Source organism: Carboxydocella sp. JDF658 (genome assembly GCF_002049395.1).
In the GTDB taxonomy this organism is placed as follows: Bacteria; Bacillota.
This window is the reverse complement of sequence record NZ_BDLR01000009.1, coordinates 13,730-33,113: the sequence shown is the minus strand read 5'-3', so window position 1 is coordinate 33,113 and position 19,384 is coordinate 13,730. Positions and strand designations below refer to the sequence as shown.

Sequence of the window (19,384 nt, the reverse complement as noted above, 5' to 3'; positions counted from 1 at the left end):
CCAATAAGCCTGCCACTAAAACAACCCCGGAAATTATCTCTCCACAGACAGCCAGTAAATCCAATTCCCGCCGTGGCACTTTAGGGTTAGTTTTACGAACCAGATCCAGAAGGGTGTCGGTAGCATAAGGATCACCCCGCCGGCCCATGGCTGAAACGACTACTACCGGCAGGTATCCCTGTCGCACCGCACCAATAATTTTTTCCAGTACTTTTTCTCTGGTCTGCTCATTTGCTACCGATGTCCCACCAAACTTCTGGACAATAATCTTCATAAATTCGCACCTCGTCAAATACAATTATATTTGACCAGGAGTTCCGCTATTTGCACCGCATTTGTTGCTGCCCCTTTACGCAGCTGGTCGGCAACTACCCAGAGATTTAAACCATTGGCAAGGGAATTATCCTCCCGGATCCTGCCGACAAAAACTTCATCCCTATTGGAAGTGAAAAGTGGCATTGGGTACTGTTTTTCCTGGACATTATCAACCACAATAATACCAGCGCTATTGCGCAGTATTTCCCTGGCTTCAGCCGCAGTCAGCTTCCGCTCGGTCTCAATATTAATTGATTCGGAATGGCTGCGATAAACAGGAACCCGTACAGTCGTAGCTGTAACAGCAATATTGTCATCATGCAGAATTTTCTTGGTTTCCCGTACCATTTTCCACTCTTCTTTGGTATAATCCATGTCTTCAAAGACATCGATGTGAGGAATCAGGTTAAATGCGATTGGATAGGGAAACACCTGGGGCGGATACTCTTCCCCCGCCAGTACAGCCTGAGTTTGTTTGGTTAGTTCTTCAATGGCCTCAATTCCGGCACCAGAAACTGCCTGGTAAGTAGAAACAACAACCCTCTTAATTTTAGCAGCTTGATGCAGCGGATTCAATGCCACCACCATTTGAATGGTGGAACAATTGGGGTTGGCAATAATACCTTTGTGCCATTTTACATCTTCGGGATTGACCTCTGGCACTACCAGGGGTACGTCAGGTTCCAGCCGAAAGGCACTGGAATTATCAATAACTACACAACCAGCTTTGGCCGCGGAACGGGCAAATTCCTTACTGGCAGAGCCGCCAGCAAACAGCGCTATATCCACCCCTTGAAAGGATTCATGGGTAGTCTCCTCTACGATATAGTTTTTTCCCTGATATTGAATTTCCTTACCTGCAGAACGCTGGGATGCCAGTAATTTCAGGCCATTGATGGGAAATTCTCTTTCCGCCAGCACTTTTAGAATCTCCTGTCCTACTGCGCCAGTGGCACCTACTACAGCTACATTCAATTTTTTCACGTTCATCCCTCCATCTCTCTCTGTTATTTCGGTGGTCCTAACAAAACAGGCTGGATTTGGCGTCCGTTTAATGCCTCTATAACGGTATCAGGAATAAGTTCCATTTTAGCCACCAGTGAGTTGGGTTTTTGCCAGGGGTTATCCTGACAGAAAGGCACCAGATAGATATTTTTGCTGTTTAATAGCAATCCGATATTTTTAGCATTCATACCCAGTCCATCATTGGTCGAAACTGCAATGACCACCGGGCGGCCATTGCGCAAATGAGCTTTAGTAGCCATCAATACCGGGCCGTCGGTAATGCCATTGGCCAACTTGGCGATAGTATTGCCGGTACAGGGAGCGATCACTATCAGGTCTAACAGCTTGCCAGGACCGATGGGCTCTGCTGTGACTATTTCGTTTATTACAGGACCGCTACAATATTTAGAAAAGCGATTCAGCCAATCTTCTGCCTTGCCGAACTTGGTATCCGTCTGGTATGCCGCTTTGGACATAATCAGAGTGATCTCGGCACCCTCCTGAGCTAGCTGGTCCAGTATCGGTTCTACGGCAGCAAAGGTGCAAAAGGAGCCGGTGATAGCAAACCCGATTTTTTTACCCATGAGACGCATATCAGGCATCCCCCTTTTTAGTCAATCCAAGTTCCTGCATAATGATTTTGGGAATCACCTCAACCAGGATTTGGGCCGCTGTCACCGGTGCCACCTTGCCGGGGAGCCCCGGAGCCAGTACGGCTTTTATGCCGAGTCCGGCAGCAGTTTCAAAATCAACCCCGCCGGGATGGGAGGCCAAATCCAGAATATATGCGTCCGGGCGAACTTTTTTTAATTTTTCCCTGTCCAGCACCAGAGCTGGGACTGTGTTGAAGATAATATTCATACCAGGTAATACTCTGTCGATCTCAGCAAAGGCTACGGGAACATACCCGCATTCATAAATTCTTGCCAGGTCTTTTTGTTTTCTGGCTGCCACATAGGTATGCGCCCCAATGCCTTTGAGCATGCGAGCCAGAGTAATGCCAGTCCTGCCAAAACCGATAACCAGGGCATTAGAGCCATGGATAGTGATCGGTAAGGCTTCCATTGCCATCTGGATAGCCCCTTCAGCAGAAGGAATAGAATTGTAAATAGCAACATCATCTAGTTCCATATACTCGATAACCCGGTGACCAGTGCGTGCTACCAGTTGTTTTAAAGCCTTTTTAATCACTCCCACCAGGATTGGGGCCCGTAATGGCAAATGGGCAAGCGTCTCCTCCGTTAAAATTAAAGGAACAGATAAATGGGGAGCGTAAACTCTGCCGCCATCTCCAATTCCTGGTACCGGCAATAACAGCACATCTGCGTCTTTCAGAGCCTCGTGGATGCTGGCAGCTTGAATAATCTTAGGTCCAGATTTAAGATTGGGAACCCCGATGACTTTTAAAATCGCCCCCATTTCCGCCAGGGCATTCACCAGAATAATCTGCCTCTGGTCCCCACCAACTACGGCTATGGTTACCCCGTTTAATACAGGCGTCATTTTTTCCCTCCCTCCCTGAGCCTAAATCCCAATATACTCTCATGGTAGTTGTAGTATATGGTGCTCAGGGAGAAGGCGTGCCTGTTAGAGTTCCAAAAAGTTATCCAAACCGTATATTAAGCCCTGGGTATGATAAATCTGGCGAATACCCAGCAATACCCCGGGCATAAAGGACTCCCGGCTGATGGAATCATGGCGAATGGTGAGGGTCTGGCCTAAACCGCCAAAAATAACTTCCTGATGAGCGACATACCCTGGTAATCGTACGGAATGAATTCTAATCCCACCAAAATTGCCACCACGGCTAGCAGGAATGGTTTCTTTTTCCTCCGGGTGACCCTGAGCTTTTTCGCCCCTGACAGTCATAATGGCTTCCGCTGTCTTGATGGCTGTGCCCGAGGGAGCATCCAGTTTTTGATCATGATGTAATTCAATTATCTCTACATCGGGAAAGTACTGGGCAGCTTTTCGGGCAAATTCCATCATCAGGATAGCACCTAAGGCAAAATTCGGAGCTACCAGGCAGGCAGTTTGATATTGCTGACACCAGCGCTTAATCTCTTCCAGGTCCTGCTGGGAAATACCAGTCGTCCCTACTACTGCTTTAGCCCCATTGGCTAAAATGGTATGTATGTTACCCATCACATTTTCCGGGCTGGTAAAATCGACCACTACATCAGCTCCAGTGGACCGAATAGTTTCGGCCAAATCATTGCTTACATATAAATCTGTAATTGCAATTTTTTCCTTATTACCGCGTACATCCACTGCTCCCACTAAAAGCAAGTCCGAAGCACTATTTACAGCTTTGATGACTTCCTGGCCCATTTTACCTAATGCACCATTAACTATAACCTTAATCATCTAATCCCTCCTCCTGCTTAATAAAAAAGCGACTGCTGAGTATTTCTCTCAGTAGTCGCCCAATTCCCTATGAGCAGAGTTAAAAGAAATACTCACCTCTGTCCCCCAAATGAGTCAGTGCTCCATTAGGAAACGGGGATTTCCTAATGACAGTCCCGGACATCTTCTGCCCGGTCCCAGCAACAATAGCGCAGATCTATTGTCACTTCGGCGGTCTCCCCTTTCCCCTGACCTCCTCGAGTTCTGCCCTCTCCGTCAGGTTACTCATGAATCCCGCGACCTCTGACTCATCCCTCGTCGAGATGAGGATGATATTTTTTAATTTATATATTAGCATAATTTTTCTCCTCTGGCAAGGCTGGTTAATAGGCGTATTTCTGATAGTTGGGATAAGTATTATCCAGTTCTACAATTACCACTTCACTGCCTATTTTTTTTATCGCCGGCCATGGTATAATCAGATATTGTTTGTCCATCCAAAACCCCAGCATACCACCCCGATTAGGTAAAATAATGGATTCTATCTGCCCGGTTCTGGGGTCGATGACCACATCAGACTCGCCGATGGTGCCCAATCTGGCGCCATCCAGGATATTTATTACTTCTTTGCCAATTAACTCACTCAAACGCATAATCACTCCCCCTTTGGAATTAAATATATCCAACAGGGGACAAAATTATGCTTTATCTGCCGGTATGACCAAATCCTCCCGTGCCTCGCTCCGTTTGAGGCAATTCATCGGTTATAACCCATTGGCCTTGAACTACTGGGGCAATTACCAGCTGGGCTATTCGCTCTCCCGGCTGGATGGTAAAAGGCTGTTGGCCGTGATTGATCAAAATAACTTTTATCTCACCTCGATAATCAGCATCGATGGTACCAGGGGTATTTAAGCAGGTGATACCATGTTTGGCAGCCAGGCCACTCCTGGGCCGGACCTGAGCTTCATAACCGGGGGGTAAAGCAATGGCAATCCCGGTATCTATTAACCTGTACTGGCCCGGTTCCAAAATAACAGGTGCCGGAATAGCTGCAATTAAATCAGCCCCGGCGCTCCCTTCTGTCATATAAACCGGGACCACATCTAGTGGTAAATCCGTAACTTTTTTCAGGGGGACTTTTATTTGTGCCAAGATTCAATCACCTCTTGGGTACCTTTCGGTCCGATTGCTGCCAATGACCACCCCTGCTGGTACCAGAATTTTGTACCCAGCTGTTTTACCTGTTCCACAGTAACCTGGTCTATTTTGGCCAGTACTTCCTCTATTGGTGTAATCCTCCCCAGGGTAAGTTCCAGCTTACCCAGCCTGGACATGCGACTGCTGGCTGACTCCAGACCGAGGACAAAATTTCCTTTAATTTGCTGTTTGGTCCGATGGAGCTCCTCCTCATTTAAATCATTTAACATTTGCTCGAAATTCTCTTTAATTAAAGTTAAGACTTGAGGGATATTATTCATGGTCAAGCCGGCATAAATCCCCAGTATGCCCGTATCCATATAATTACTGGTATAGGAATATACCGAATAAGCCAAGCCTCGTTCTTCCCTTATGCTCTGAAACAAGCGGGAACTGATCCCACCCCCTAGTAAACTATTAAGACAGTGCAGCCCATAAATATCGGGATCTCCTGCTGCCAGACCATAACTGCCCAGGCAGATATGTACCTGTTCAATATCCTTGGTTTTAACCAGTACAGGTTGCTGTTCAAAAGTGTTTTGGCTGGTAATGGTTAGGGCATTTTCCCGCTGCCAGTTAACAAACAACTGGGTAAAACGATTCTTTACATATTCTGGCTCAAAAGAACCGGCAATAGCTATCACAGTGTTTTCAGGACGATAGGTTTGTTCTAAATAGGTCAAAATATCTTCCCGTCTGATGTTATTTATGATTTCTGTTGTACCAATGATCGGACGACCCAAAGCATGTCCGCTGAAAAGCGCTCGGGAAAGCAAGTCATGCACAATATCATCGGGAGTATCTTCATACATTTTAATTTCTTCCAGAATTACATTCCGTTCTTTATCAATAGCATCTGTGGCAAAAAGGGAATTGAAAAACATATCGGTCAGAACATCAATTGCGATATCAATGTATTCATCCAGTACTTTAGCATAATAGCAGGTATATTCCTTGGAAGTAAAGGCATTTAGTTGTCCGCCAACAGCATCAAGAGCTTCTGCCAATGCTTTAGCACTACGCTGGGTTGTTCCTTTAAACATCATGTGTTCAATAAAATGAGAAATACCGTTATTTTGTTCATTTTCTGATACAGAACCAGCTTTAACCCAAATGCCAATGGAGACGGATTTTACCCAGGGTAAGTGTTCATAAACAATCCGTACACCATTGGGCAAAACAATTTTTTCGATCATTCTATATCCTCCCTGAACCCATAAAAATTACCTCTAAAAAATTCAACACAATCGAGCAAATTCCTGCTTATGACGACATATTTGTTAATAATTTTCCAATTGATTCAATCTCATAACCTTCCTGTCGAATCTGGTCAATTAAGGAAGGTAGCGCTAAAACTGTTGGAGCTGTAGGGTGAATGAGTATTATCCCACCATTACGCAGTTTACGCTTTACCCGTTGTAAAATTACTTCTGGTGCCGGTTTTTGCCAGTCGATGGTATCAATATTATTGATTACAGTAATATGGCCTGTTTCATAAGCAGTGCTGATAACAAAATCATTAAAGTCACGATAGGGGGGGTGGTAATAAACCGTTGGTTTTCCTGTCAGTCCCCGAAGGATTTCCGCAGTCCGGGTTATATCTTCAATTAGTTGTCTCCGACCCAAACGGGTAGGAAAAACATGACGAAAACCATGGTTTTCCACCTCATGGCCAGAAGCCACAATTTCTCTTACCAGGTCGCCATTTTTCTGGGCCCATTGCCCTTCCACAAAAAAAGTAATCTTAACATTTTTGTCTTTAAGTACCTTTAATAAAGGCGGTAAATATTCCTCCCCCCAGGCTACATTACACATTATAGCTACCGCCTTTTTATCCCTTGGTCCTGATTCAACCAGTCCTTTGGCAATTACTGGTTGCGCCGCTTCTCTGTTATAAAATATGGTTACCCAAAAGATAAGCAAAATCAGTGAAAAAAAGAATAGTTTTTTTTTCATTGCCAGTCTTCGCCTCCCTCCATTCTATTTTATTATCCTTTACTCCTTACGATGCCAGAAGTTCGTAATTATATCGCGATCAGGATAAAGCTCAATCCGGCCAATGAACTGGTTTCCAAACCAGAACTCCGCTTTTCCTACTGGCTGTTGAGCCTTAACCGGTAACTTAATATTAGGATTGATATATACTCTTTTTATAATCTGATTTTTTTCGGAGGCAGGCAACACCACTTCTATTCTTTTTTTACTGATTACATCAAATTCTAGCGGCCTATTGCCGCCCAGGCGCACTCTTTGCCAGTCTTGGTCAAAATCTACAATAATCTCCTTTGTACACCATTCTTCAGTAAATCTCTTTAATTTCAACATGTCACCCCAGCGTTCAGAACTATTTAGCACGATCCCAATAAAACGATGGCCATGGGCGTCCCACGCCCCAGCCAGACATTTGCCAGCCAGGCTAGTGGTACCGGTTTTTATACCATAAATTCCCTGGTCACTAAAAAGTAAGCGGTTGGTATTGCGTAAGGTCAGCTTTTTTTCCTCTCCTTTACGCTTTATCATGATTTCTGTCTCTTTCATTCCTGCCAGGGCTTTAAATTCAGGATTACGCATTGCCATCGCTGACCAAACCGCCAGATCATAAGGGGATATGCGATGATTAGCTACTGACAAGCCATGGGTGTTGGTAAAACTGGTACTAGCAAGCCCAAAACCATAAGCAGTGCCATTCATTAGTTGTAAAAACAGCTCCAGGTCACCGGCTGTAGCTTCTGCAATCGCTATGGTAGCATCATTGGCGGAAACAATCATGGCCGCTTTCAATAAGTCTTCAAATTTGATTTCATCTTCACTTTTTAGCCCAATGATAGAGCCAGTATTTAAATTTCCAGCTTTCTGTGATACAATCACCACTTTCTTATGGTCGCCAAATCTCAATCCTGTCAGGACAGTTGCTATCTTAGTCAAGCTGGCGGGATGAGCTTGCTTATTCATCTTTTTTTCCCAGATTATCAAGCCTGTATCCATGTCATAGAGAACGGCCTGGGCAGCTTTGAGCTGGAGGGATTGAGCAGCATTAGCACTTTCCACCGCTAAGAACAATATTAAACACAAACTAAACATGACTTTTCTAATCATTTTTATCCTCCTTCCCCTTTTATTATGCCCAGATAAACAAAAAAAGCTCAGGTAATTCCTGAGCTTAACCCTTTTGCTTTTCTTCCTGGATAGCTTGCTTGCGGGAAAGATTGATCCGCCCCAAATCATCAATCTTGATTACCTTAACAGGAATTTGATCGCCAACACTGACTACATCTTCTACTTTATTGACTCTCTGTTCGGAAAGCTGACTGATATGCACTAAGCCTTCCTTACCGGGCAGAACTTCGACAAAGGCGCCAAATTCTACAATCCGAACTACTTTACCGAGATAAGTTTTGCCTACTTCCACCTCCTCGGTGAGTTCCTCGATCATTTCCTGTGCTTTTCTACCAGCAGATTGGTCAATTGCATATATGAAGACTCGGCCATCATCTTCAATATCAATCTTTACTCCGGTTTCATCAATGATTTTCTTGATGGTTTTACCACCAGGGCCAATCACCGTCCTGATTTTATCCGGATGAATGGTCAGGAAAATCAGGCGCGGAGCCCATGGTGACAACTCCTTACGGGGTGCCGGTAAAGTCTCCAGCATCTTCTGAAGAATATACAGCCGTCCCTGTCGGGCCTGTTCCAGAGCCATCTTGAGGATCTGCCGGTCAATCCCAGCGATCTTGATATCCATTTGAATGGCTGTTACCCCGATTTCAGTACCTGCAACTTTGAAATCCATATCCCCCAGAGCGTCTTCCATACCCTGGATATCGGTCAGGACCCGGACAATATCTCCTTCCTTAACCAGACCCATAGCTACACCGGAAACGGGGCGCTTGATAGGTACACCGGCATCCATTAAGGACAAGGTGCTGCCGCAAACGCTGGCCATAGAACTGGAACCATTGGATTCCAGGACTTCGGAAACCAGGCGGATAGTATAGGGGAAGACCTTTTCATCAGGTATCATAGGTTCGAGAGCTCTTTCTGCCAGAGCGCCGTGACCGATTTCCCGTCGGGATGGAGCCCGGAGCGGTCTGGCTTCTCCTGTGCTATAAGGAGGAAAATTGTAATGATGCATATAGCGTTTTGATTCGTCTACTCCCAGGTCATCCAGAATCTGTTCATCCCCAATCGCCCCCAGAGTAGTAACGGTCAGTACCTGGGTCTGTCCTCTGGTAAAGATAGCAGAACCATGGGTTCTAGGCAAAACTCCGACTTCACACCAGATAGGACGAATTTCATCCAGTTTCCGGCCATCAGGACGGATTCCTTCAGTGATAATCATCTGCCGTACAGTTTCTTTCAAGATGTTATGAAATACTTTTTCCAGCTCTTTTTCCCGTTCCGGATATTGTTCCTGGAAATGTTCTAGCACTTTTTTCCTCAGTTCTTCTAATGTATCCTGCCGTTGCTGTTTGTCAAAAATTCGCACTGCCTGGTTGATCTTTTCGGCAATAAATGCCCTGACTGCCTGGTCCATTTCAGGATCTGGCTGGGCCAATGGAATTTCCCGTTTAACCACTGCCAGTTCAGTTTGAACCTGAATCTGAAATTCTACTATCTTCTTGATTTCTTCATGGGCAAACATGATGGCTTCCAGTATTTCATCTTCCGGAACCTCATTGGCAGCAGCTTCCACCATCATTACTGCATCTTTGGTTCCCGCTACGACGATGTGCATGTCGCTCTTTTCAGATTGTTCTAGATTAGGATTAATGATAAGCTTCCCATCAACGCGGCCAACGATAACAGCCCCAATAGGTCCGTTAAAAGGTATGTCAGAAATGGTTAGAGCAACGGATGCACCACACAAAGCCACAACCCGCGGGTCATGATCCTGGTCAACGGACATTACAGTAGCTACTATATGTACATCATTGCGAAAACCTTCAGGAAATAAGGGACGTATGGGTCTGTCAATCAAACGGGCAGCCAGAATGGCTTTTTCCCCCGGCCTGCCTTCCCGTTTGATGAAACCGCCTGGGATCTTACCAGCGGCATATAATCTTTCTTCATAATCTACTGTCAAAGGAAAGAAATCAATCCCTTCCCGGGGTTCCTTGGAACAGGTAGCCGTAACCAGGACCCGAGTATCGCCATATGCTGCCATCACAGCACCATTGGCCTGTTTTGCCAGTTTCCCGGTCAAAAAAGACATGGTCCTGCCGCCTACCTCTAACTGGAAGGTTCGTTCCATTGCTATATTTTCCTCCTCTCAATTTCGCCATTTAAGAATAACCTATAATTATTTCCACATTACCTATAGTATTTCCTGCTTATCTAGCAAAAAATACATTATTTTCCCATCATACAAAATGATTGATATAAAACAAGCGGGGTCTATACCCCGCTTATTGTCTATCTTCTCAGACCCAGTTGCTCAACAATATTACGGTAACGATTGAAATCCTTTTCCTTCAAATAGTTGAGCAAGCCTCTTCTCTGGCCTACCATTTTGAGCAGACCCCGACGAGAATGATGGTCCTTCTTATGAACCTTCAGGTGTTCAGTCAGGTAATTGATTCTCTCGGTCAGGATAGCAATCTGCACTTCAGGAGAACCAGTGTCCATGTCATGCAGTTTGTACTTGGCGATAATAGCTTGCTTCTGTTCTGTAGTGAGTGCCATGGTTTTCACCTCCTATTCCTAATATCCCCACAAGCCAAGAAGAAGGGCGGAGCCTCCTCCCTCCGAGCCAGTGGTTCTTTATAACAAAGGGATTCCTTTGTTAACTCATTTTCCAATGACAGTGATCACTATCCGCAAATTATCACTGTCTTTAACAACAACATCAAACCATCTTCCTGAACCAGCAAGAAAATTTCTAAATCTGGTGGCAACCTGAATCCGTCCAGGAATACTGCTGGCTGCTGCCAGAACATCTTCAACCCGAATCAGTTGCTGTCTCTCTTCCTGCAAGCGCCTCCGGGCATGATCGCTGATAATCACATTCACCTTTACTCACCCTGAGTCAAGCAGGACACTTATAAAATATACCATATCGGCCCCGCTTTGTAAAGTATTCTGCTTAGATTATATGCAAGGTGAGTAAAAAAGGCCTCTAGCTTTGGCAATATCCAGCTTTATTTGCTCTTTCAATTCTGCCACACTGGTAAATTTTTTTTCATCCCTTAATTTTTTAAGAAATTCCACTTCGATAGTCTCGCCATAAAGCTCGGGCACATTATCATTTAAAATAAAAACTTCCAAACCCAGCTGGCCTTGCTCATAAAAAGTAGGCCTATGTCCTAGATTGGCTACTCCCGGCCACTGCTGTTCCTGCCACCTAACTTTGACAGCATAAACTCCTTGCGCCGGAATGACCAGTTTCCTGTCAACTGCTACATTAGCAGTAGGAAACCCTAGTTCCCTCCCCCGCGCATCACCATGCTTTACTTCACCGGCAAGATAGGGATAATAGCCCAAACAGGTTGCCGCTGCTTCCATATTGCCCTGCTGGATATAGTGACGAATCAGGGAACTGCTTACCCGCTGCCCGTCAACAGTTACAGGAGGCACTATTTCTACCGGTACATTATAGACATTCCCCAGTTCCTGCAAAGTTTCTGCAGTACCTTTTCCGCCCTGGCCAAAGGTATAATTATACCCTACCACCAGACCCCTAACTCCTACTTGTTCCAGTAACACTTCTGTAAAAAAAGCCCGGGGCAAAAGTTCAGCAAAAATCCGGGTAAAGGGCACCACCAGAACGACTTCTATCCCTTTACTGGCCAACAATTGGAGTTTTGCCTTCTGATCGAGAATCATAGGAGGTAATTTTTGAGGGGCAAGTAATTGCAAGGGATGGGGATCGAAGGTCATGACACCCGGAATAGCGTCCAGCTGTGCCGCCAGTTGTAAAGTTTTCATCAACAAAGCTTGATGGCCGCGGTGTACCCCGTCAAAATTCCCCAGAGCCAGAACCAGCCTTCCTCTCAGGTCCCGCCCAAGATCAGACAGGTCTCTTAATATCAACATTCCTTACCCCTCCCGGAAAACAATCACAGGTTGCAGATGACCATTCTCTATGCTTTTGGCCACAGCTAATAGCCTGCCCTGTTGATTGCACAGCAAGATTCTTTCCGCCTGGTCTGGAAATGTTTTAGTATAAGGCAAATTGATCCTGTTCCCGTTTTCCACTTTTCTTGCTTCTTCTGCGGAAACAATAACTACCGGCCAATCCGGAAAAACCTGCTCAACAGAAAAAAGATAATCCTTTATTTGGTCTCCGTCCATCTCTTCTAACTCTTCCAGTGCTAAGCCATTCTTCAGGTTAAAAATCCCGACTTCTGTCCGTTCCAGTGCTGTCATGACTGCCCCTGTTCCCAGTTTCTGCCCCAGGTCGTGCACCAGGCTCCTGATATATGTTCCTTTTGAACAATGGACCTCTATTTCTACTAATGGGTGGTCACTGCCCAGCTGTTCTATTTTTGCAAGTTTTATCTGATAGATCTCGACAGGACGAGCCTCCCGTTCCACTACAATTCCCTGCCGGGCCAGCTCATATAAGGGCTTACCCTGCCTTTTAATAGCAGAGAACATAGGAGGTACCTGCATTATTTGGCCTTCGAACGTTTGTAAAGCTAATACAATCATCTCCCCGGTAATGTGACTGGCCGTGGTTTCGGCTATCACACTGCCTTCCCGGTCATAAGTATCGGTCTCAATCCCCAGTTGCAGCTGGGCCCGGTATTTTTTACCCATGTTGCTCACATACTCAGCCAATCGGGTAGCCGGTCCTAAACATAGAGGAAGTACCCCCGTTGCCAGCGGGTCCAAGGTACCAGTATGGCCGATTTTTATTTTGCCGGTTTTTTTCTTAACCCTTTGTACTACTTGTTGAGATGTTAGTCCAGCTGGTTTTAGTACATTAAGAAAACCAAAATGCATATTTATGCCCCCGCGCCCTCAGTTATTAATATGGCCTGTTCAATTATTTTCTGTTCAGCCTCTGTTAAGGGACCACGGTAACGACAGCCAGCGGCTCTCTGATGGCCGCCTCCCCCAAATATCTGGGCCAGCGCATTGACATCAACAGCCTTCTTGGAGCGGAAGCTGACCTTAACTAGATCTGGCTCAGCTTCTCTGAGCAGAATCCCAACCTCTACGCCCTTCTGGGCTTTGGCATAATTAACTATACCTTCCAGATGCTCATCCCGGGCCTGTAAACGGGTCAAAGTTTGCTTATCCAGTACCAGCCAGCAGACTTTGCGCTGGGGTGAATATTGAAAGTGGGCAAAGGCATACCCCAGCACCGCCAGGGTTTCTGGCGGTATTTCTTCATAGATCTGGTGATTGATTGTTTCAGTATCGGCGCCGGCCTCTTTCAATTCTGCTGCAATCCGGAAAGTGCTGGCGGTGGTATTAGGAAAACGAAAAGAACCGGTATCGGTCACAATGGTAACATACAGACAGGTGGCTATTTCCCTTGATAATGGCACCCCAGACATTTTCACCAGCTCATATATGATTTCACCGGAAGCAGCCCGTTCAGGAACTACCAGGTTAAAATCAGCAAAAAATTTGTTACTGATATGATGGTCAATATTGAAGAGGGTGCTAGCCTGACGGTAATAAGGCAAAATTTCATCCCCACAGCGTTTCGGTTCAGAACAGTCGACAAAGATCAGGTTTTTCCCCTGCCAGTCTCCTGCCTGGGGGCAAGAGAAACGTTGCACCCCCGGCAGGAAATGATAAAGCTCCGGTACTGGGTCCAGATTCCAGAGTTCAACCTTTTTCCCCAGACTCTCCAGCATAAAGGCCAGGGCCAGAGCAGAACCGATAGTATCACCATCAGGATTGATATGGCCGATGATAGCAAAATCATCCAGCTCTTGTAGCTTAGCCAGGAAATTTTTAATCTCTTGATTCTTCATTCTGGTTCACCTTGTTTAAAAGCTCCATTATCCTGGCACCATGCTCTATCGACTCATCATAGACGAATTGCAGTTCCGGAGCAAACCGCAGACGCAGGCGTCGACCCAGCTCCCCTCTGAGCCAGCCGCTGGACTTTTCCAGCAGCTCAGCAACTGCTCCTTTATCACCCTTGCCACCCAGCAGGGTGAAATAAATTTTGACATACCGCAGGTCAGAAGAGACATTGACCGCTGTAACAGTGACCAGTCGTAAAACTTCTTCTTTAACATCTTCGCGCAGGATTTTAGCCAGTTCCTTTTTAATTTCTTCAGCTACACGTTGCGGTCTGTGACCTCCCATTTTAGTTCACCTGCCCTAAATTTCTCTTTTTATTTTTTCAAAGGTAAAGAACTCAAGAATATCTCCTTCTTTGATATCATTATACTTTTCAATGGTCAAACCGCACTCATATCCCTGGTTAACTTCACGTACATCATCTTTAAACCGCTTGAGAGATTCCAGTTTACCCTCGTGCACGACGATTCCATTGCGGATTAACCGTAAATGGCTATCCCGGGTAATTTTGCCTTCCAGCACATAGCAACCTGCGATGGTACCGATTTTGGAGGCCTTGAAAGTCTGACGCACTTCCGCCCGCCCCAGGACTACTTCCTTGATTTCCGGCTCCAGCAAGCCACTCATAGCGGCTTTTACATCTTCGATAGCATCATAGATAACCCGATACAGTCTGATATCGATTTTTTCCTTTTCAGCCGCCTTACGGGCATTGCTGTCCGGCCGGACATTAAAGCCAATTATAATAGCATTAGAGGCTGAAGCCAGCATAATATCGGTTTCAGTTATAGCTCCAACCCCGCCGTGAATGGGTTTAACTCTTACTTCATCATTGCTCAGATTTTCCAGGGACTGCTTCAAGGCCTCTACTGAACCTTGCACATCCGCTTTAACAATGACATTTAGTTCCTTGATTTCCCCTTCTTTAATACGGGCAAAGAGGTCCTCCAGACTAACCTTGCTGTTAGCCTTCAGTTCCTCTTCCCGCTTGCGATCCAGCCTGATTTGCACCAGTTGCTTGGCCTTTTTCTCATCATCAAAAGCATAGAAAACATCCCCAGCTTCTGGTACTTCTGACAACCCCAGGACCTCAACCGGCATCGAGGGTGGTGCTTTCTTGACCTGTCTTCCCTTATCATCGGTCATGGCTCTGACCCTACCAAAGGCAGTACCGGCAACGATGGCATCACCAATTTGCAGGGTACCATTTTGCACCAGCACAGTAGCCACCGGTCCGCGGCCTTTATCCAGTTTAGCCTCAATCACTGTACCTTTGGCCAGGCGTTTGGGATTAGCTTTCAGCTCCAGCATTTCAGCCACCAGCAGAATCATTTCCAGCAAGTCACTAATTCCTTGCTTGGTTTTGGCAGAAACATTTACACAAATGGTATCTCCGCCCCATTCTTCCGGCAGCAGACCGTGTTCAGTCAGTTCCTGTTTTACCCGATCAGGGTTAGCTCCTGGTTTATCCATTTTGTTAATGGCAACTATGATCGGTACATTGGCAGCTTTTGCGTGGTTGATAGCCTCAACAGTCTGGGGCATTACCCCATCATCAGCCGCTACCACCAGGATAGCGATATCAGTAACCTTTGCCCCCCGGGCTCGCATTGCTGTAAAAGCTTCGTGACCGGGAGTATCCAGGAAGGTAATTTTCTGCCCATTGTGCTCGACTTGATAAGCGCCAATATGCTGGGTAATTCCACCAGCTTCTGAAGCAGTAACATTAGTCTGACGGATAGCGTCGAGCAAGGAAGTTTTCCCATGGTCAACATGCCCCATTACCGTAACCACACAAGGACGGGCTACCAGATCCTCAGGACTATCTTCCTGCTCCAACAGCTCCAGAATTTCTTTTTCCGGGTCCTCGATTTTGACCTGAACTTCCACCCCGTAATCAGCGCAGATAATTTCAGCGACTTCTGCGTCGATTTCCTGGTTGATGGTAGCCATAATGCCCAGGCCGATTAACTTTTTAATCAATTCAGCGGCTGGTTTCTTTAAACGATTAGCCAGCTCCTGTACAGAAATGGAAGCTCCCATAATGATAGGCCCAATAACTTCCTGATTTTCATTGCTCGCCCTTTGCTGTTTGTTTCCTTTTTTGGCTTTACCGCGGGTTTTTTGCTTCTCCAGCAATTTTTGTTCTTCCCGTTCCCGGCGTAATTCGATAATGTTCTTTTCCTCTTTTTCCAACGGTTTTACCTTTTCCCGCGGCTGCTCCTTTTCCGGTGGTATTACCGGAGGTATACTAGCAGCGGCCTGGGGTCGCGGACGGCGCTGGTCGTCCTTACGGAATTGGGGCTGATTAGCCGCTGCGGCAGGGGCCTGACCCGGTTTTCTGTCCCGATTCTGCTCCCGCTGCCGATCACGCCTTTCACCTTGCGGTACTGGTCTGTTTCCAGGTCTGTTATGCCGGTGCTGTTGACCCTGAGGCCGGTGCTGTTGCTGTTTCGGTTGCTGTTGTTGTGTGGTAGTTTCTGTCTGCTGTTTTTTGGCTGTCTGCTGCTTAGGCACGGATTTCTCCTCTTTTTTCTCTTTTTGACCTTTTGCTTTTGCCCGTAGCATTTCTGCTACATCATCTTCAATTGTGCTCATGTGATTTTTTACCTCTATTCCATGGTTTTTTAGCCAGCTGATCATATTTTTACTTTCTATCCCCAGTTCCTTTGCCAGCTCATGCACCCTGATTTTACCCATGAATTCACCCCCAGAAGTTATGCTTTTAGACCAGATTTTCATATACGGCTTTTGCCAGTTCGGCATCAAGAATCAGTACCACGGCTCTGGGAGATTTGCCCAGTGCTATGCCCAGTTCCGTTTTCGTTCCGGCAATTACGCTCTTTATACCCAGGGACTTAGCCCAGTGTTGATAAACATTTATCCGTTTACTATTTAAATCTCCTGCCAGAACCAGTAATTCTCCTTTGCCTTTTTTCAACATGGCCTCAACAGCCGCTTCGCCCGATACCACTTTCCCTGAACGTTGCCCCAGCCCTAAGAGACCTAACCATCTGTTTCGCATGCCGCCAACTCCTGTTCCAGTTGACTGATTAGTTCAGGAGGAATGGTAACCGACAGGGCTCTGTCCAACCGCTTGCCTTTGACTGCTTTTTTTAAACATTCCAAATTGGGACAGATATAAGCCCCACGCCCATTCTTTTTCCCAGTCGAGTCGACCAGCACCTCTCCTTCTGGAGTCCGTACTATCCGTACCAGTTCTTTTTTAGGCTTCATCTCCTGACAGCCTACGCATTTTCTTTCCGGAATCTTTTTTACCTTCATCAGCCTCACTCCAGTTCGGCAGCTTGACTCTCACTCTTGATATCGATTTTCCAGCCTGTTAATTTCGCTGCTAAACGCGCATTTTGTCCTTCTTTACCAATAGCCAGAGAAAGCTGGTAATCCGGCACAATTACTCTGGCCATTTTCTCCATATCCCTTATTTCTACTTTAACCACTTTGGCAGGGCTCAGGGCAGCAGCCACAAACACTGCCGGGTCTGGATGCCAGGGGATAATATCAATTTTTTCGCCCTTCAATTCATTTACCACCATCTGCACCCGGGCCCCTTTTTGACCAACACATGCTCCCACCGGATCAACATTTTCATCTCTGGAATGGACGGCAATCTTGGAACGGTATCCTGCTTCCCGGGCCACCGCCTTGATTTCCACAATTCCTTCCCGAATTTCAGGTACCTCCAGCTCAAACAGGCGTTTCATCAGCCCCGGATGGGTACGGGAAACATAGACCTGAGGGCCTTTATTGGTACGCTTGACCTCAACCACATAGGTTTTAATCCTGTCCCCGGAATGGTATTCTTCCGTAGGCATTTGCTCACTTTTGGAGAGCAAGGCTTCGGTTTTGCCCAGATCGATGATAACATTATCCCGTTCGATGCGCTGTACAATCCCGGTAACAATGTCCCCTTCCCGATTGGCAAATTCCTCATAAATCAGACCTCTTTCAGCTTCCCGCAGCTTCTGGATTACCACCTGCTTGGCATTCTGGGCCGCAATCCGACCAAAGTTACGGGGAGTTACTTCCAGTTCCACCACATCGCCCAGGTCATAACGGGGGTTAATTTTTCTGGCCTCGGTCAGGCTGATTTCCTGGGTTTGGTCAGCCACTTCTTCTACTACAGTTTTTCTGGCAAAGACTTTAAGTTCCAGCGTATCCCGGTTAATATCCACCCTGACATTGTCTCCGGTACCAAAGTTCTTTTTGTAGGCTGAAACCAGAGCTGCTTCCAGTGCTTCGATAATTACTTCCTTGTCCAGTCCCTTTTCCCGCATCAAATCAACCAGTGCTTCCAGTAGTTCACCACTCATTGCCTGTGCCTTCCTCCTTAAAAATCTATTTCTAATTTAATTTTGGCTATTTGATTACGTGGGATGCTGGTTTCCAGCATCTCTTCTCCTATCCCAATAACCACTCTTTCTTTAGAAAAAGCCCGTAGAGTACCTATCCACTCTTTTTTCCCTTCAAAAGGGGCAAACAAACTGATTCTGACTTTCTTACCCAAAGACCGGGCCAAATCCTGGTCGTTTTTCAGGGGCCGGTCCAATCCTAAAGAAGATACTTCCAGATGATATGGGAAGGGTATCGGATCGTGATTATCCAGAACAGGATCAATTTGCCTGGAAATCATTTCACAATCATCGATATTGATGCCTTCCGGTTTATCAATAAAAATGCGCAAATACCATTCACCATGTTCTTTTTCTAGTTCCACATCAACAACTTCAATTCCCAGGGGTTCCGCAATTTCCTGCGCCCATGTGAGTACCTTCTGGCAAACCTCTTTCTTATTCAATTTTTTTCACCTCTTCAACAAATATTTCCACTGGTTATTATTTCCCAGGCTCTATCCTTTAATAGCCATTCCATCTCTGCAAAAGGAAAGAGTGGGTATGGACCCACTCTTTATCCGCTCCATTCATGGGATACTATAACAATTATACCATAGTACAACTATAATAGCAACCCCATCATTACTTCATCAATATACTCCGAGCCAATTCGATATTGTCTTTTCCTTCTGCCTTCTTCCTGGAAACCGTGTTTTTCAAAGAGATGGATTGAGCGACGGTTGGTGGTAAAAATCTGGGCTGTTAGTTTGCCGAAGCCTTTCTCTTTGGCCCATTCGATTGCATAAGCCAGCATTTGACTGCCAATCCCGGCCTCCCGATAATCCTTAACCAAATGCAGGCCTATTTCCAGCACATGCTGCAGTTTGGGATACTTGCCTCCCCCTGCCTGGGACGCTCCCAAACCGCCGATAACCTTATCTTCATGCAAAGCGACCAGCAAAAGATTGTGCTGAGTATCCAGGTTAGCGATATATTTAGCTTCTTCTTCCACTGTTCGTCCCACATTTTCGGTGAGGATAAAACTGCGCTCCCTGGCAACTGAAGCTATACTGCTGAGAATCCCTTCAGCATCTTCCGGCCGGGCAGGGCGGAGCCAAATTTCCCTCCCTTTTTGGTCAATAAAACGCCACTCTCTCTCCATACTTTAACCTCCC

At 46.1% G+C, this 19,384-nt stretch carries 22 protein-coding genes, 1 pseudogene and 1 riboswitch; all 23 genes and pseudogenes read right to left on the bottom strand.

Translation table 11 applies throughout. From position 1 onward, the window contains the following. Positions 1 to 274: pseudogene (locus tag JDF658_RS02505) on the bottom strand (aspartate kinase); the annotation flags it as partial. A 14-nt stretch (positions 275 to 288) separates the two neighbouring features. Beyond that, positions 289 to 1,299, bottom strand: a complete 1,011-nt coding sequence (locus JDF658_RS02500; RefSeq protein WP_079906378.1) for an aspartate-semialdehyde dehydrogenase — start codon at positions 1,297 to 1,299, stop codon at positions 289 to 291. 23 nt (positions 1,300 to 1,322) lie between these two features. Then, entirely contained in the window at positions 1,323 to 1,913 is a 591-nt protein-coding gene (locus JDF658_RS02495) for a dipicolinate synthase subunit B (RefSeq protein ID WP_079906377.1), read from the bottom strand. A gap of 1 nt (position 1,914) precedes the next feature. Further along, positions 1,915 to 2,823 (bottom strand): dipicolinate synthase subunit DpsA, encoded by a 909-nt coding sequence (gene dpsA, locus JDF658_RS02490; protein ID WP_079906376.1) that lies wholly within the window; start codon positions 2,821 to 2,823, stop codon positions 1,915 to 1,917. Between the two features lie 84 nt (positions 2,824 to 2,907). After that, entirely contained in the window at positions 2,908 to 3,687 is a 780-nt protein-coding gene (dapB, locus tag JDF658_RS02485; protein ID WP_078665232.1) for a 4-hydroxy-tetrahydrodipicolinate reductase, read from the bottom strand. Positions 3,688 to 3,794: 107 nt separating this feature from the next. Continuing rightward, a riboswitch (Lysine riboswitch) is annotated at positions 3,795 to 3,980 on the bottom strand. A gap of 69 nt (positions 3,981 to 4,049) precedes the next feature. Further along, positions 4,050 to 4,319: a YlmC/YmxH family sporulation protein gene (locus tag JDF658_RS02480; protein ID WP_078665233.1), complete on the bottom strand. Its 270-nt coding sequence runs from the start codon at positions 4,317 to 4,319 to the stop codon at positions 4,050 to 4,052. Positions 4,320 to 4,371: 52 nt separating this feature from the next. After that, entirely contained in the window at positions 4,372 to 4,821 is a 450-nt protein-coding gene (dut, locus tag JDF658_RS02475; protein WP_200803473.1) for a dUTP diphosphatase, read from the bottom strand. Next, positions 4,809 to 6,062, bottom strand: coding sequence for a pitrilysin family protein (locus tag JDF658_RS02470; protein WP_079906375.1), 1,254 nt, complete (start codon positions 6,060 to 6,062; stop codon positions 4,809 to 4,811). The genes dut and JDF658_RS02470 overlap by 13 nt, the downstream gene beginning before the upstream one ends. Positions 6,063 to 6,129: 67 nt before the next feature. Continuing rightward, positions 6,130 to 6,822, bottom strand: a complete 693-nt coding sequence (locus tag JDF658_RS02465) for a polysaccharide deacetylase family protein (protein ID WP_079906374.1) — start codon at positions 6,820 to 6,822, stop codon at positions 6,130 to 6,132. 39 nt (positions 6,823 to 6,861) lie between these two features. Continuing rightward, positions 6,862 to 7,962 carry a D-alanyl-D-alanine carboxypeptidase family protein gene (locus JDF658_RS02460; RefSeq protein WP_159446535.1) on the bottom strand — a complete coding sequence of 367 codons (1,101 nt, stop codon included), beginning with the start codon at positions 7,960 to 7,962 and terminating at the stop codon, positions 6,862 to 6,864. Positions 7,963 to 8,026: 64 nt separating this feature from the next. Continuing rightward, positions 8,027 to 10,120, bottom strand: a complete 2,094-nt coding sequence (locus JDF658_RS02455) for a polyribonucleotide nucleotidyltransferase (RefSeq protein ID WP_079906372.1) — start codon at positions 10,118 to 10,120, stop codon at positions 8,027 to 8,029. 161 nt (positions 10,121 to 10,281) lie between these two features. Then, positions 10,282 to 10,551 carry a 30S ribosomal protein S15 gene (gene rpsO, locus JDF658_RS02450; protein WP_078665239.1) on the bottom strand — a complete coding sequence of 90 codons (270 nt, stop codon included), beginning with the start codon at positions 10,549 to 10,551 and terminating at the stop codon, positions 10,282 to 10,284. A 105-nt stretch (positions 10,552 to 10,656) separates the two neighbouring features. Further along, complete coding sequence (locus JDF658_RS02445) at positions 10,657 to 10,878, bottom strand: hypothetical protein (RefSeq protein ID WP_078665240.1); 222 nt, start codon at positions 10,876 to 10,878, stop codon at positions 10,657 to 10,659. Positions 10,879 to 10,956: 78 nt separating this feature from the next. Further along, positions 10,957 to 11,901: a bifunctional riboflavin kinase/FAD synthetase gene (locus JDF658_RS02440; RefSeq protein ID WP_078665241.1), complete on the bottom strand. Its 945-nt coding sequence runs from the start codon at positions 11,899 to 11,901 to the stop codon at positions 10,957 to 10,959. A 3-nt stretch (positions 11,902 to 11,904) separates the two neighbouring features. Further along, positions 11,905 to 12,813: a tRNA pseudouridine(55) synthase TruB gene (gene truB / locus JDF658_RS02435; protein ID WP_079906371.1), complete on the bottom strand. Its 909-nt coding sequence runs from the start codon at positions 12,811 to 12,813 to the stop codon at positions 11,905 to 11,907. 2 nt (positions 12,814 to 12,815) lie between these two features. Beyond that, positions 12,816 to 13,799: a bifunctional oligoribonuclease/PAP phosphatase NrnA gene (locus tag JDF658_RS02430; RefSeq protein WP_079906370.1), complete on the bottom strand. Its 984-nt coding sequence runs from the start codon at positions 13,797 to 13,799 to the stop codon at positions 12,816 to 12,818. After that, positions 13,780 to 14,139, bottom strand: a complete 360-nt coding sequence (gene rbfA / locus JDF658_RS02425) for a 30S ribosome-binding factor RbfA (RefSeq protein WP_078665244.1) — start codon at positions 14,137 to 14,139, stop codon at positions 13,780 to 13,782. The genes JDF658_RS02430 and rbfA overlap by 20 nt, the downstream gene beginning before the upstream one ends. A gap of 15 nt (positions 14,140 to 14,154) precedes the next feature. Beyond that, positions 14,155 to 16,554 (bottom strand): translation initiation factor IF-2, encoded by a 2,400-nt coding sequence (infB, locus tag JDF658_RS02420; RefSeq protein ID WP_079906369.1) that lies wholly within the window; start codon positions 16,552 to 16,554, stop codon positions 14,155 to 14,157. A gap of 25 nt (positions 16,555 to 16,579) precedes the next feature. Next, positions 16,580 to 16,879, bottom strand: a complete 300-nt coding sequence (locus JDF658_RS02415; RefSeq protein WP_078665246.1) for a ribosomal L7Ae/L30e/S12e/Gadd45 family protein — start codon at positions 16,877 to 16,879, stop codon at positions 16,580 to 16,582. Further along, the gene (rnpM, locus tag JDF658_RS02410) at positions 16,861 to 17,139 is read right to left on the bottom strand and encodes an RNase P modulator RnpM (protein ID WP_078665247.1); all 279 of its coding nucleotides are present in this window, start codon (positions 17,137 to 17,139) and stop codon (positions 16,861 to 16,863) included. Before rnpM ends, JDF658_RS02415 begins: the two co-directional genes overlap by 19 nt. Before the next feature lie 5 nt (positions 17,140 to 17,144). Further along, positions 17,145 to 18,188 carry a transcription termination factor NusA gene (nusA, locus tag JDF658_RS02405; protein ID WP_107753463.1) on the bottom strand — a complete coding sequence of 348 codons (1,044 nt, stop codon included), beginning with the start codon at positions 18,186 to 18,188 and terminating at the stop codon, positions 17,145 to 17,147. Between the two features lie 17 nt (positions 18,189 to 18,205). Continuing rightward, positions 18,206 to 18,673, bottom strand: coding sequence for a ribosome maturation factor RimP (rimP, locus tag JDF658_RS02400; protein WP_078665248.1), 468 nt, complete (start codon positions 18,671 to 18,673; stop codon positions 18,206 to 18,208). A gap of 158 nt (positions 18,674 to 18,831) precedes the next feature. Then, on the bottom strand, positions 18,832 to 19,371 hold the full coding sequence (locus JDF658_RS02395) for a GNAT family N-acetyltransferase (protein WP_078665249.1): 540 nt from the start codon (positions 19,369 to 19,371) through the stop codon (positions 18,832 to 18,834). Between the last annotated feature and the right edge of the window lie 13 nt (positions 19,372 to 19,384).

Coding starts and splice junctions, on each gene's coding strand:
- JDF658_RS02495 (WP_079906377.1), bottom strand. CDS start 1,913: ATGCGTCTCATGGGTAAAAAAATCGGGTTTGCTATCACCGGCTCCTTT.
- dpsA (WP_079906376.1), bottom strand. CDS start 2,823: ATGACGCCTGTATTAAACGGGGTAACCATAGCCGTAGTTGGTGGGGAC.
- dapB (WP_078665232.1), bottom strand. CDS start 3,687: ATGATTAAGGTTATAGTTAATGGTGCATTAGGTAAAATGGGCCAGGAA.
- JDF658_RS02480 (WP_078665233.1), bottom strand. CDS start 4,319: ATGCGTTTGAGTGAGTTAATTGGCAAAGAAGTAATAAATATCCTGGAT.
- JDF658_RS02470 (WP_079906375.1), bottom strand. CDS start 6,062: ATGATCGAAAAAATTGTTTTGCCCAATGGTGTACGGATTGTTTATGAA.
- JDF658_RS02465 (WP_079906374.1), bottom strand. CDS start 6,822: ATGAAAAAAAAACTATTCTTTTTTTCACTGATTTTGCTTATCTTTTGG.
- JDF658_RS02460 (WP_159446535.1), bottom strand. CDS start 7,962: ATGATTAGAAAAGTCATGTTTAGTTTGTGTTTAATATTGTTCTTAGCG.
- JDF658_RS02455 (WP_079906372.1), bottom strand. CDS start 10,120: ATGGAACGAACCTTCCAGTTAGAGGTAGGCGGCAGGACCATGTCTTTT.
- rpsO (WP_078665239.1), bottom strand. CDS start 10,551: ATGGCACTCACTACAGAACAGAAGCAAGCTATTATCGCCAAGTACAAA.
- JDF658_RS02440 (WP_078665241.1), bottom strand. CDS start 11,901: ATGTTGATATTAAGAGACCTGTCTGATCTTGGGCGGGACCTGAGAGGA.
- truB (WP_079906371.1), bottom strand. CDS start 12,813: ATGCATTTTGGTTTTCTTAATGTACTAAAACCAGCTGGACTAACATCT.
- JDF658_RS02430 (WP_079906370.1), bottom strand. CDS start 13,799: ATGAAGAATCAAGAGATTAAAAATTTCCTGGCTAAGCTACAAGAGCTG.
- rbfA (WP_078665244.1), bottom strand. CDS start 14,139: ATGGGAGGTCACAGACCGCAACGTGTAGCTGAAGAAATTAAAAAGGAA.
- infB (WP_079906369.1), bottom strand. CDS start 16,554: ATGGGTAAAATCAGGGTGCATGAGCTGGCAAAGGAACTGGGGATAGAA.
- JDF658_RS02415 (WP_078665246.1), bottom strand. CDS start 16,879: ATGCGAAACAGATGGTTAGGTCTCTTAGGGCTGGGGCAACGTTCAGGG.
- rnpM (WP_078665247.1), bottom strand. CDS start 17,139: ATGAAGGTAAAAAAGATTCCGGAAAGAAAATGCGTAGGCTGTCAGGAG.
- nusA (WP_107753463.1), bottom strand. CDS start 18,188: ATGAGTGGTGAACTACTGGAAGCACTGGTTGATTTGATGCGGGAAAAG.
- JDF658_RS02395 (WP_078665249.1), bottom strand. CDS start 19,371: ATGGAGAGAGAGTGGCGTTTTATTGACCAAAAAGGGAGGGAAATTTGG.